Genomic DNA, 12,029 nt, shown 5'->3' with positions numbered 1-12,029 from the left:
GTCGAGCCAGTAGGTGTTTAGCGGTGTTACAGCCTGAGTGCGGTACTGGCTGAGGTACTATGAGAAATCCAGGCTAGAAAATTGATAGAGTTCGTTTCTTTCAAGATCTAGCTCAGTTTTGACACCATCCCTTTGAATGGTATAGGGATGGCTATGATAGTCCCCAATAAAACTTAATTCTGGATAATATGTTTCTATAAAGCTACTTTTAGCATCGTAGCTTTCTTTTTTGTCGATGACAAAATCTTGGGATCTCTCCGCCGCTGTTGAAACATCAGCCATTACGACTCGAAAGACCTTTTTTCCTGCAGTGTCTTCACTACGGTAGCCCCATAGGTTGCCAAATGTTTCAAGATATTTTTCCGACTCACCTGAGTCATGCTTAGCATGATCAACTTTATATGCTTCTAAAGCAGCAGTCACTATAGTGAAAAAAGATTGATCTGAAAGAGAGACAATACATATCGACATGAGAGTCCTAAAGTTTAATGAGTAGTTGTGGTTGATCACAATTCAAGAGAATGTATGCTTTTTCAAAGCTATGGATTGATGGCGCACAGGCTCATTTTATTTTATTGGTTTCTTGGCGCAAGATGCTAGTGAATATGAGAGTTTCTTTCTTTCCTTTGGCTAGTTCTGATCAGTGCTGGTCGGCTCAGCTGTACTTATACAAAGAATAAATTTACTGGGTATTGCTGGGCAGCTTTATCTTAGTTTTGGCGTGAATTTAAAATCACGATAGTGATGTAAGTCATTTTGACGTTTCGCTGTAGCCAGGCATTTTTTAAGTGGCGGCGGTATAAGCGTTGACACTCCGCCGCGAGATGACCGAAATCGACATCTTTCGCGACATTGAACCGTTTAAGCTGGTTTAAAAGGCTTCTCGCCAATACTGAATCGACGGCTCAGAGACTACTCCCTGCTGGGTGCCGATCTCGATGACCGCTTGCTGAAAGGTGCGGGCTAGGTCGGGCTGGTGGCACAAGGCTAACGACCGAATCATCCGCGTGATACGTAAATGGTTATGGCCTCCCGCTTTTAGCCAAATATGGGTTTGTATTGCCAGCGTTGGTTGAGCGACGATATTGCTCCCCTCCCGAGCGAGGCCAAAAAAATCGAGCATCACCTCAAGCGAGCGCTGCTGATGCTGGCGCATAACGTCACTTCTCTCAAACGCAGCCTGTACCGTTGGCGTCAGCAAGGGAGCAAAGGCATTAAAACGGCCGGCCTCCGGGATAGGGAACAGCCACTGAATATAGTCATGGGTGTGCTCTAGCCAAAAAGGCGATAGCGCCCAAATATCCTCAAGACACCGACCTTTATGATCCAAGCCTTCGCCACCGTAAAAAGCAATCAAGCGCTGATCATTATCCATTAAGTAGCACTCATCAGGGGTTCCAACGGGGCATATAACGCCATCTCTCGGGCATGGCGCTCGGCATTGTCATCCTGATGCGCCTCAATGCCCTCCAGTGCACGAAGGTAATAGGCGGGCAGGCCATGCTCACGTGCCCCGGTAAGCACATGGTGCTTATACCAGGTATAGGGGCGCAGACCGAGTGCGGTGAGGTTGCCGATATACGCCTGCACCTCAAACTGCCGGTCACTGGCGAGATCCGTAACGGTAAGCCACGTCTCGTTATACGCCGCGCCCAGTCCCTCATAGCGATCGAGCGTCGGCTTGTGATGAGACGCCATTTCCCAAATGACCCCATAGACAGCGGACTGCGCTGAGGCAGGCACAATATCGCACTTGCCTGAGCCGTCCCCGCCGCGCTGGTGAAACGCTAGGCGGTAAGCGGGCAGAAGGGCAGTGGTCACAAAGCGTGCTGGAACGCGAGCCGCTAAGCGCTGGGTTGCCATGTTGGAACCGTAGGCAAAATAGAGCATGGAAACCCTCCTAGGTGTAGCAATGATAACGTCGTCGTATTTTTCCGCATGCGGAAAAAAAGGTGTGTCAGACCATGAGGCTAACGAGTGTTTATGAAGACGATGAGGACTCTATGGCGTAGTGCGCCAACATCTGTTCTGCGTTCGTTTTGATCGTCTCTCGCCATGCGTGAGGCGCGGTGACCTTGATATTTGGTCCCATGCCCATCAGCCACCACAGCGTCTGCTGATCATCCGGTACGTGGGCGGTCAGCCGATACCAGCCGTCAGTATCCGGCAACGCCTCTATCGATTGTGTGTCTGATAGCGGCGTTTCCTGTAGTAGCCACGCCACCGGTTTAGCAATGTCAGCTTCCAGCACCACATCGCTCGGCCCCTGCCGATACCCAAACGCACCGCCTTTGATGTACTCATCAACGTCAAAATCGTGCTGCTCTTGCCAGGGCTGTTGACTGAGTGTTGCCTGCTTCACGCGGTGAAGGGCGAACTGGCGCAGATCCTTAAACCCATCCACATGAGCTAACAGATAGGTGGCACTGTGGCGGCTCACAATGCCTTGAGGGTGGAGGGTAAACGCCTTTTCAGAGTGGCTGGTGCGTGATAGATAAATAACGTCAACGGCTTTCTGCTCAAGGAGTGCCTGCGAGATGGTCTGCCAGGTTGCCTCGTTAATCTCAGCGGGGATCAGCGCTTTGCCGTTAGGAATGGCGCGTACCTTACGTGCCCACTGGCTAAGCCCATTAGCGCTCATGTCGTCCAGCAATTTCCGTGCGTCAGTAAAGTGGGGCGAGAGCTGGCCGACCACCACCGGAGGCAGCAGCCCCTTCAAATACTCTTCCGCCAATACCAGCGTTAGCGCACTGGGTACATCAAGTGCAGGTAGCTGGCACTGAAAGTCACGATCAAAATACCATCGGTAAGGTTTCTGGCTATCGTCACAGCCAATCGGAAACTGCGTGGAGAGCTTTTGGCTTAAATCCCGCTGCAGAGAACGTGTATCGATATTAAACCCGCGCTCTGCAAGCTTCTCTTTCAACACGGGCGTCGCGATACGCCCTGGAAAGCGAGGAATCAGCTGCAACATGGTTAAGTAACGGAAAAGCGTATCGCGGGGTTCGGACATAGTGACGCCAACCTTGGCTGAACTCATGAAAGCGTTGAGTTTAACGCGCCTCACAAAACTTAGCGACCCGCGCCGGTAAAGCGCCGGGCTCTTTAGCGACTAGGTGAGCACGCTGTCGCCACAGCGTCACGGTACTTGGGTCTATGTGAGTCGTGGGTAATGTATGCCAGAGGGCGGCGGGGTGGATATCGATGGACGCTTCTACCGCAATATTGGGGTGCCCTTCCAGCCAGCGATAAACGCTCATCGCGCTGCGCCCCACGCATACTGGAAAGAGCAGGGCATCAGCAGGGAAAGGAATCCCGAGTGTCAACAGCAGTGCATTCACTTCATGGTCACACGCCAGGTGCCAACGTTGATAGTTGGCCACCAGCGGTGCGGTCAGATGGCCTGCCACACAGTGCCAAATGAGGTGCGCTTGTAAGAACTGACGGGACCTATCAGATAATGTGGCACTGTAATCTGGGCAAATATAAAGCTGCTTGCCATCCGTGCCCGCACTGTGAAAATGTGAGTCAGTGACGGAGGTAAGGGTGAGAAACTGGCTTAAAAAGCCCATGACGGGCATTTCGTGTTTCCATTGCTCACGATCATCTAGCCACTTGGCGATTTCCTGTTGGGTAGTGTCTTGAGTCGTTACACATTCGTTCGTGGTCATTGTAGCGTCCACCGTCCCTGATAAGAGAAGATGAGGATATGACGTGGTTGCGACATTTGGTGTCGTATAGCTCAGATATACATTCTAGTGCTAGTGACCTACAACCTTTGACTTTGTTTGCTAGTTCGACATGCATGCGGCTCAGGGTTTGGATAGTGGGCCCAGCAGAAATTTAACCTACGACCAAGGGATTGTCAGACCGATGAAATAGAGAAATGTAATATGCACAGTGAATGAGGAAATACTTTTTTGCGACATATAATGTCGCAAGTGCGGCACATACTGGTTGGCAATCACAGCGCATTGGAGTGCCTTCTATGTATGCAACCCCCGCTCAAGCACAGCAACTGCTACGCCATCAGGTAGACCAACTCGCTAGCGACCCAATGCTGGCAGAGCAACTGCCACCGCTGATGCTTTGGGGGCCGCCAGGCGTAGGGAAAAGCTCGGTGGTGCGCCAAGTGGCTGAGCAGCAGGGCATAGGTTTTATTGATATTCGCCTAGCTCAGCGTGAACCGATCGACCTGCGTGGCCTGCCGGTGCCTGATCATGAGCGCGGTGTGGTGGACTGGCTGTTAGCCGGTGAGTGGCCACGAGACCCTAATAGCCGTGGCATTTTGCTGTTCGATGAACTCACCGCCGCAGACCGCAGCCTGCAGGTCGCTGCGTATGAACTGATCTTAGATCGACGATTAGGGGATCTTTACCGCCTGCCGCCGGGCTGGCTGGTAGTGGGAGCTGGAAACCGCAGCGAAGACCGCGCCGTCGCACAAACATTCTCTAGTGCCCTAGCGAACCGCTTTTGTCATATCAGCCTAACACCTGACCTAGACACCTGGACGCGCTGGGCGGCCGGGGAGGGGCTGCATCCCGACGTAACGGCTTTTTTACGCTTTCGGCCAGAATGCTTCTTCGACATGGAGGGCAATGTTGAGCAGGGCTGGCCAAGCCCGCGTAGCTGGACGCGCGTGGCGCAGTCGCTTAACCACAGCACGAGGCTGCCTGCGGCTACCCAAGCGCTGATGGTTCATGGTCTCGTCGGGCAGGGCGCGGCAACCGAGTTTTTGGCATTCCGTGATTGGGCACTCAAGTTGCCAGATATCCCTGCCATGCTGAATGGAAAAGCGCCCATAGATATTCCAACGCGCGCTGATCAGCGCTACGCTTTTTGCGCGGGGCTTGCCCACACGTTATGGCAACACGTTGCTGATGACGCACTTTATGATGCTAAAACACAGCAGCGTATCGCGCGCTTTTTTCAGATCAGCCAGGCGCTCAGTGCCGATTTTGCCACGCTAGCGCTGATGGATGCGATGCAAGGTGCCAATGACGTCCAACAGCAATCGCGTACCTTAGCGTTAATGAGCCACCCCGCCTTTGATGCGTGGAGCGAGCAGCATGGGAGTGTGTTTCAAACACACCTGGCCAATCATATAAGTGCTGCGTTGGCGGCTGAGTCGGTGTCATGAGTTGTCAGCGCGGCCCTAGCGCTGCCGAACAAACGCTCAAGCGCCACATCCAACGCCAGTGCGAAGCAGACCGTGCGGTTTTAATGTCGGCACAACCGTTTACCGCTCGGTTACTGATGCAGCTGTCAGTTGTGAGCATTGTCGATGACCGCCTGCCGACGGCAGGCACAGATGGCGAAACGATCTTCGTCAATGCCCAGTTTATGGCTCAGCGCAGTGATGAAGATCGCCGTTTTATTCTGGCGCATGAGGTGTGGCACTGCGCCTTGGGCCATCATGCTCGGCAGTTCGGACGTGACCCTAACGACTGGAACCGCGCCTGTGACTACGAAATCAACGGCATTTTGCGCGAAGAGCTACGCCACTGCCCAGACGATGCGCTCTATCACCGCCGCTATTTAGGCTGCTCGGCTGAGCAAGTCTACGCTGACCTTCGTCAGCATCCCCACCGACGAGAGCGTGGGCGCGTACTGGATGAACATACGCTCCATGTTGCCGTGACGGCAGCGGAGGGCGTGATCGACCCAGATTTTACACCCAAGCCAGTCACGCCAGAAAACGCCCGAGTATGGCAGCAGCGTTTAGTCGCCACTGCTCAGCAGCATCAGCAAGGCCATTTGCCAGGGCATCTGAACACGCTCATCGAGCGCTTGCGGAAACCTCAAGTGCCTTGGCAGCAGGTGCTGGCGAGCCACATTCAACGGACGCTAACCGGCAACCGGCAGTGGCTACCGCCATCACGTCGTCACCTGCACCGTGGCCTGTACCTACCTAGCCAGCGTAGCCAAACGCTCGCGCTTGCCGTCGCCATTGACACCAGCGGCAGTTGCCAACGGGCGTTACCACACTTTTTAAGCGAGCTTGCCGGTATTTTAGCGGCCTGCGATCGGGTGGCGGTGGACGTCATTGAGTTCGATAGCCAGATTACCCAGCGCAGCATGCTGCACGAAGGCCAGCTCCATGATCTCGCACACTGGCAGTGCCAAGGCGGTGGCGGAAGTGATATCCGCCCCGTGTTTGAATCGCTGGCGATCACACCACCTAACGTACTGGTGGCGTTAACGGATGGAATGATCAGTGCACCCCAGCGGTCACCAGGCTACCCGGTGATATGGTGTCTCACTGCCAACCACCGGCCCCCAGTGCCCTGGGGTGAGGTGCTATTCATGGATGGAGGGCCGATCGCGGAGCGAGTCACTACCGATAGACATGCCAGGTCTCAAAGCAACGGTCACACTGAGCTTGATGAGCTGGACGCTATCTTTGGAAGGGTAGCGAATCGCAGCCACTAGGAAGAGTATCGATCTACCCGTCACGTTTAAAGGGAGTGTTTGCTGGATAACGTTTTTATGAAAATTGAGCAACTAATCCACACTTTTATGCATATAAGTGTGTTTTATTTCATTTATATGCGCATAAAAGTGTGGTTTTTCATCTGGATTAGTATTGCGCGGCCGCTCCCCAGCGCAAGTACAAGACCCAGCTCTCTCATAATTAGCTCTCTCATAATTGGAAGTTACATAAGGCTAGCATCGTCCGGCAGCTACCTATGTCCGCCGCGGCACCCTACACAAACTCTCTACATCGATCAGCCAAAAAAATGCTATTACCGCTCTCAAGGGTGTGCGGGCAAGCAACATAATAGCCTCAGCTATTGCTACTCATTATTGATCAGTCGAGAACTTAAACGCCTTTGAAAGCAGATTTTGCTGGTTGATCATTCTCGGCGCTGTCGCATCCGAAAACATGCCTTTCGGGTCGATAGTTACGAATCCCCAAAACTGTAAAAAGCGACCTACAAAACGAGACTCGATCAACAAACGCAGCAAGCGCGTGGGCGAGTAGTGTGTATCGGTGGGCATCTCGTCAACAAAACGGGGGAAAGCCACGGCCACCTCGTTAGTCAATTGATCTACAGAACCGTGACGTTGTAACCGCCACAACATAAATAGCCAAAACGGCCGAAGGTCAGCCTCTTCTGGCCAGCTATCCAGATAACCCCAGTTATATTTTGTGACCGCCGCTTCGAGCATCGGTAGAAAAAAACCGTGAAGGCCATGTGTTTGATACTGTTTTTGCGCGGTTTTCTTTACATGAAACTTACCACTACGGCGGTAAATGATGCCTGCCGCTTCCGCAAGAATGCGCGTGTAGTGCAAGGAATTAAACGCTTCTTCGTTATGGCCCGCAAACTCACTGATGCTGATATGAGTGTGGTGCTGAGACACTGCGAACGCTGGGAGTAGGGCACTAGCCTGTTTGACTAACGTGGTGGGCAGGTTGCCCTTCGGTGTTGCTTTAAAGGCGCCACCTTGCTGCATGGCAGCCTCTACAATGAGCGATAAGTAACGCATCACCGGGCTGGTGGATAAATCATCTGGTGGGTGGATTGTGACCCCTGAAAACTCACCAAAAGGTGCATATAGCCAGCTATACACTTGCTCGGGTGATAGGCCACAGAACGCTTCTACGGCGCTATGGTTTTGTTCATCCAGACGGTTTTGCATGATCAAACGTAAATCATCGGGGCTGAAATACGGTTTCATAGTATTGCTCCTGGCCGCTGCGAATGCCTTTGAGCTCGAGTAAACTCTAATCCATTTGATTTTCGGTGCTTTCTACAGATCGGCGCTGACTTTCTGGGTATGGGTAGTGCTCATTGTCAGTCGACGGGCCAATCTCAAGCTTGGCGCGTTCTAAGATATCAGCGGGTAGCTCTTTCTTCACTGAGACGCCAAGCTCTTTAAATTCATGCGCCTGCTTGATCAGATTGCCCCTGCCGTTGACCAGTTGTCCCAGCGCCTTGTCATAGCTACCCCGAGCACCGTCCAGTTTCTTACCAACGTCCTGCATGCTTTCAACGAAGCTGGAGAGCTTGTTATAAAAACGTTCGGCACGACTGGCCAATTCAGCGCTGTGCTTACTCTGGTTTTCAAATCGCCACAGTTGACTGACAATATTGAGGCTGGTTAGCAAGGTTATTGGGGTGGCGACCAGCACATTATTCTCAATGGCACGTTGATAGAGAGTGCTGTCATAGCGAACCGCCTCAACGTAGGCCGATTCAATCGGGATAAACATCACAACGACTTCAGGGGAGTTCAGGCCCGGCAGGTCGTAATAATGCTTGTCTGCCAGTTCGGTAATGCGAGAACTGACAGCCTTTGTGTGCTCCGCTAACGCATGTTGCCGTGAGAGGTCATCCTCTGCGTTCACATACTCCAGATAGGCGTTGAGCGAGGTTTTGGCATCAATGACCAGATGACGACCCTGTGGCAAATAGATCACAGCGTCTGGACGGCGCTTTCCTTCCTCAGTATCAAAGCTTCTTTCGCGCTGATAATCATCCCCAGGGCGCAGGCCCGCACTATCGAGGACGTTTTCTAACATCAGCTCACCCCAATTGCCTTGCACCTTCTTTTGACCTTGGAGTGCCTGGGTAAGCTGTGCGGCTTGGTCGGTAATGTCCTTATTCAAATCCTGTAGGTGCCTTAGCTCTGTCCGTAGGCTGGCACGCTGTTCAGTTTCTTGGGTGTGCAGGCTTTCCACTTTGTCGCGGAAGCCCTTTATTTCGGTTTGGAACGGCTTGAGTAGCTCGGTTAGGTTGCGCTCTGAGAGAGATGAAAATGCCTTGCCTTTCTGGTCGAGCAGTTCGTTGGCTAGGTTTTCGAACTCTATCTTGAGCTGCTTTTTGCTGTCTTCCATCCATTGCAACTGCCGGTTGAACTGCTGCTCTTTCTCTTCAGTGCGGGTTTGCAGCTCGCCATGCTCGTTTTTGAGTGCATGATAAGTGGTCTGAAGCTCTCTGAGGCTCTTCTGTGCAGTGTCTCGTTGCTCGCGTGATTCCTTGAGGTTAGCGGCGGTTGCCTGAAGGTCTGACTGGATGCTGCCGTGGGCTTCGCGCAGCTCGGCGATCTGCTGATGGGCATCATCAAGTTTCTTCTGATAATCCTGGCGCTGTTGGTTCAAGGTGCTTTCGGTGGTGGTGAGCTTATTTCGGGTCTCGTCGAGAGCCTGACTGCGGGATTTCAGGTCTGCCTGGGCGCTGCCTAATGCCTCGCGCACCTGAGCGAGGTCATTATTGACCGTGCTGAGCTTATCTTGGGAGGATTCCCTGAGCGTCTTAAGCTCATCACCCAGGGTATTTATTCGCTGTTGCGCCTCTTGAAGGCTTGCTTCTCGTGATTCGAGCCGAGATTCCCGATCACTCAGTTCCGATTTGAGTTCGGTAAACCGCGTGTTCAGCTCATCTTGATGGGTCTGACGCGCTTTAACGTCTCTACTCGCCTCATCAAGCTGGGCCTGAAGGCTGGCTAGCTGTTGCTGAGCAGCGTCACGGTGATCGGATAACTCTCTTCTGACGCCTGCCAATGCTTCCTTTTCGGTAGCTTGCTCTAACCGTAGGTTTTGTAACGAAGCACGTTCACTTTCTAGAGCACTTTCAAGTGTGGTCATTCGGCTTTTGGATGCTTGGAGGTCTTCGCTGATCGTTCTATGTGCCTGTTCAGACTGTTGTAAGTCAAATTCCTTGGACTGAAGAGCCGCTTGAGCAGCATCCTTCTGTTTTCGCATTCCAGAAATCCGCCGCTGCTGTAGGGCAAAGGCAAGTAATGCACCTAGTACAAAAAGGGCATTGCTGATCAGTACAAGATTGAATGACTGTTCCATAGAGAAGTCCCAAGCCAGGTATAGGAGCAAAAGGTTATTTTACTGGTGAGCTAAACGAACCGCGTGTCATGTACTTACGCTGGCATGCTTTAGCAGAATTTTTCTTAGCTTGATACTACTTCACTGGCCTTAGGCTGTATGTAAGCTTTCGCTTACAAAAATGTCAGCTAAAGAATTTCACTGCTCGGTAGAGTTTCGATTAAGCAGATTTCTTGTGCTCAGGCAGAGCCAGATTGACATCTTCCGACCACTAAATCAGAGATCGTAGTGGCGGATTCCCAGGTTGTTACCTTCCCGGTTTCTGCTTTGCTGTCCGTTGCTTGCAATGCCTTGGCATGGCCGGTCTTACACAAACTCCACAGGTGTATATTTCCGAGTGCCCCTCGGTATTACCTCAACGCTCAGCAACGGCTAACAGCGCGGTGCTTGCTTGTAGGATGTTGCGGGCGGCATTGATATCACGGTCAATGCCTTGGATGCCGCAATCGGGGCAATCCCAGGTGCGAACAACCCGACAGGGAATCCTCGCTTTGCGTCACAATGGGCGGCACAGAGGCGTAAAGGCGCGAGACTGATTGGTCGTTAACGGCATACATTGGCTTTGCATCACCGCTGACGCTGCTCAAGCGCTACAACGTCTCTATTTCAAACGCTACGATTTGCCGCTGAGCACTTGAAAACTCTACACCAATCAAATGAATTGGTTTGCCGCTGGCGCGGTGTTTATCGGCATAGCCCTTGGCCTTGATTTGCTCCAGCGCTTTGCCTTCCGGCAGCTGTTCTACCACTTTAAATTCAAACAGATAGATATGGCCGTTAAAGTCGACGCTCATATCTACCTTACCGTGGTGGCTAGCGTCTTCGACCGTTACGTCCACGCCAAGCGCTGCAAAGTGGCTGTAAAACACGCTGGCATAATGACCTTCATATTGGGCGATTGGGTTGTTGCGGTACCAGTCGTGGGGTAAACCCGTATAAAGGGCCTTAAGATGGGTTTCTAGGCTAGTAAGATCGTGCGCCTGCAGCAGGCGAAACAGCGTTAGGCGCTCTTTAGGAGGCGATGCTACGCCAAGGATTGGTAACAACGCCTGGTTAAGGCTGGTCTCTACTTCATGATTCGGGTAGCCCAATGTATAGAGCCAGTAGCCGGTCATGGGCTCTTCTACCGAGTGCACCGTCAGGTAGCCGGTTTGGAATAAAAGTGCTTCGGTTGCGATATGGTCGACATCAAAGCGGCCTAACAACTCGGCTTCGGTTTGCAACTGGCTTAACACAGGCGTAAAAACGCCCCGCTTTTTCAGCATATCCACCAAAAATGTGGGGGTAGCGCTCTCAAACCAGTAAGGGCTAAATTTACGCTCTTCGAGCAATAACAAAACGTCAAAAGGGTTATAGACGCTGGAGACTTCTTGCCCACCCCAGCGGTAACCGTTGTACCAGCGGCGAATATCGTCACGGTCCAGGCCGGGTAGCTCGGGGGCAAAGACCGTATCCACATCGTGGTCGGTGTAGCCGCAGATGGCGGCATAGTCCGATGAAAGGGTGATATCGCGCAGGTTATTTAACCCTGAAAAGAGACTTACTTTGCTGAACTTGGAAACGCCGGTGAGCAGCACAAAATGCAGATGGGGGTCGGCATCTTTAAGCACGCTGTAGAGGTTCTTTAGCCCTTCGCGCAGTTCACGGGCACGGTCGGTATCCAAAATATTATCCAGTATGGGCTTGTCGTACTCGTCGATGAGTACCACCACGCGCTGGCCATATTGCGTATGGGCTTGGCGGATGAGGTGCTCAAGCTCACCGGCAATATCGGTTTCATAGGTGAGTGTCAGGCCCAGGCGCGCGCGCTCGGTGCGTAACTGATCGCGGATACGTACATCTAACGCTTGGCGGCTTTGCATCACGCCGCTCCCGAAGCTTAAGCGCACCACCGGATGGCGCTGTTGCCAGTCCCACTTGTCGTGAATATATAAACCTTCAAATAGTGCTTCGCGGCCTTCAAACAGGCAGCCTAGGGTATCCAGCAGCAGGCTTTTGCCAAATCGTCGTGGGCGGGAGAGAAAGTAGTATTTGTTCTGGTTCGCTAACTTCTCAATAAACGGCGTTTTATCGACGTAGTAATAACCGCCTTCGCGAATATCCGAAAAGGTTTGAATACCAATGGGCAGTTTACGACGATGGGCAGATGACATGCTGACCTCTTATGAACCATTTGCGTTTG

At 52.3% G+C, this 12,029-nt stretch carries 10 protein-coding genes and 1 pseudogene; 2 read left to right on the top strand and 9 right to left on the bottom strand.

All coding sequences use genetic code 11. From position 1 onward, the window contains the following. Positions 1-57: 57 nt before the first annotated feature. From INT33_RS17475 to INT33_RS17455, 5 genes are all read right to left on the bottom strand, one after another. Positions 58-471, bottom strand: a complete 414-nt coding sequence (locus tag INT33_RS17475) for a hypothetical protein (protein WP_193092575.1) — start codon at positions 469-471, stop codon at positions 58-60. A gap of 400 nt (positions 472-871) precedes the next feature. Next, complete coding sequence (locus tag INT33_RS17470) at positions 872-1,375, bottom strand: opioid growth factor receptor-related protein (RefSeq protein ID WP_193085276.1); 504 nt, start codon at positions 1,373-1,375, stop codon at positions 872-874. After that, positions 1,375-1,890, bottom strand: coding sequence for a gamma-glutamylcyclotransferase family protein (locus INT33_RS17465; protein ID WP_193085277.1), 516 nt, complete (start codon positions 1,888-1,890; stop codon positions 1,375-1,377). Before INT33_RS17465 ends, INT33_RS17470 begins: the two co-directional genes overlap by 1 nt. A 91-nt stretch (positions 1,891-1,981) precedes the next feature. Continuing rightward, a complete protein-coding gene (locus INT33_RS17460) occupies positions 1,982-3,013 on the bottom strand; it encodes a helix-turn-helix transcriptional regulator (protein ID WP_193085278.1) in 1,032 nt (343 codons plus the stop codon). Between the two features lie 40 nt (positions 3,014-3,053). Continuing rightward, the gene (locus INT33_RS17455) at positions 3,054-3,671 is read right to left on the bottom strand and encodes a DUF2201 family putative metallopeptidase (RefSeq protein WP_193085279.1); all 618 of its coding nucleotides are present in this window, start codon (positions 3,669-3,671) and stop codon (positions 3,054-3,056) included. Positions 3,672-3,988: 317 nt separating this feature from the next. On the opposite strand from INT33_RS17455, the gene INT33_RS17450 reads away from it, so the two are divergent. Then, the gene (locus INT33_RS17450) at positions 3,989-5,140 is read left to right on the top strand and encodes an ATP-binding protein (RefSeq protein WP_193092574.1); all 1,152 of its coding nucleotides are present in this window, start codon (positions 3,989-3,991) and stop codon (positions 5,138-5,140) included. Continuing rightward, complete coding sequence (locus tag INT33_RS17445; protein WP_193092573.1) at positions 5,137-6,432, top strand: vWA domain-containing protein; 1,296 nt, start codon at positions 5,137-5,139, stop codon at positions 6,430-6,432. The genes INT33_RS17450 and INT33_RS17445 overlap by 4 nt, the downstream gene beginning before the upstream one ends. A gap of 372 nt (positions 6,433-6,804) precedes the next feature. On the opposite strand, the gene INT33_RS17440 is transcribed toward INT33_RS17445, so the two are convergent. The 4 genes and pseudogenes from INT33_RS17440 to INT33_RS17425 form a co-directional block, all read right to left on the bottom strand. Next, positions 6,805-7,686, bottom strand: a complete 882-nt coding sequence (locus INT33_RS17440; protein WP_193092572.1) for a SecC motif-containing protein — start codon at positions 7,684-7,686, stop codon at positions 6,805-6,807. A 46-nt stretch (positions 7,687-7,732) separates the two neighbouring features. Then, positions 7,733-9,808 (bottom strand): DNA recombination protein RmuC, encoded by a 2,076-nt coding sequence (gene rmuC / locus INT33_RS17435; protein WP_226940257.1) that lies wholly within the window; start codon positions 9,806-9,808, stop codon positions 7,733-7,735. A gap of 394 nt (positions 9,809-10,202) precedes the next feature. After that, a pseudogene (locus tag INT33_RS17430) lies at positions 10,203-10,316 on the bottom strand (zinc ribbon domain-containing protein); the annotation flags it as partial. 121 nt (positions 10,317-10,437) lie between these two features. Beyond that, positions 10,438-12,000, bottom strand: coding sequence for an ATP-binding protein (locus tag INT33_RS17425; protein WP_193092571.1), 1,563 nt, complete (start codon positions 11,998-12,000; stop codon positions 10,438-10,440). Positions 12,001-12,029 lie beyond the last annotated feature (29 nt).

This window comes from Halomonas colorata (assembly GCF_014897985.1).
Lineage (GTDB): Bacteria > Pseudomonadota > Gammaproteobacteria > Pseudomonadales > Halomonadaceae > Vreelandella > Vreelandella colorata.
This window is presented reverse-complemented; position numbering and strand designations above follow the sequence as displayed.

Coding starts and splice junctions, on each gene's coding strand:
- INT33_RS17475 (WP_193092575.1), bottom strand. CDS start 471: ATGTCGATATGTATTGTCTCTCTTTCAGATCAATCTTTTTTCACTATA.
- INT33_RS17470 (WP_193085276.1), bottom strand. CDS start 1,375: ATGGATAATGATCAGCGCTTGATTGCTTTTTACGGTGGCGAAGGCTTG.
- INT33_RS17465 (WP_193085277.1), bottom strand. CDS start 1,890: ATGCTCTATTTTGCCTACGGTTCCAACATGGCAACCCAGCGCTTAGCG.
- INT33_RS17460 (WP_193085278.1), bottom strand. CDS start 3,013: ATGTCCGAACCCCGCGATACGCTTTTCCGTTACTTAACCATGTTGCAG.
- INT33_RS17455 (WP_193085279.1), bottom strand. CDS start 3,671: ATGACCACGAACGAATGTGTAACGACTCAAGACACTACCCAACAGGAA.
- INT33_RS17450 (WP_193092574.1), top strand. CDS start 3,989: ATGTATGCAACCCCCGCTCAAGCACAGCAACTGCTACGCCATCAGGTA.
- INT33_RS17445 (WP_193092573.1), top strand. CDS start 5,137: ATGAGTTGTCAGCGCGGCCCTAGCGCTGCCGAACAAACGCTCAAGCGC.
- INT33_RS17440 (WP_193092572.1), bottom strand. CDS start 7,686: ATGAAACCGTATTTCAGCCCCGATGATTTACGTTTGATCATGCAAAAC.
- rmuC (WP_226940257.1), bottom strand. CDS start 9,808: ATGGAACAGTCATTCAATCTTGTACTGATCAGCAATGCCCTTTTTGTA.
- INT33_RS17425 (WP_193092571.1), bottom strand. CDS start 12,000: ATGTCATCTGCCCATCGTCGTAAACTGCCCATTGGTATTCAAACCTTT.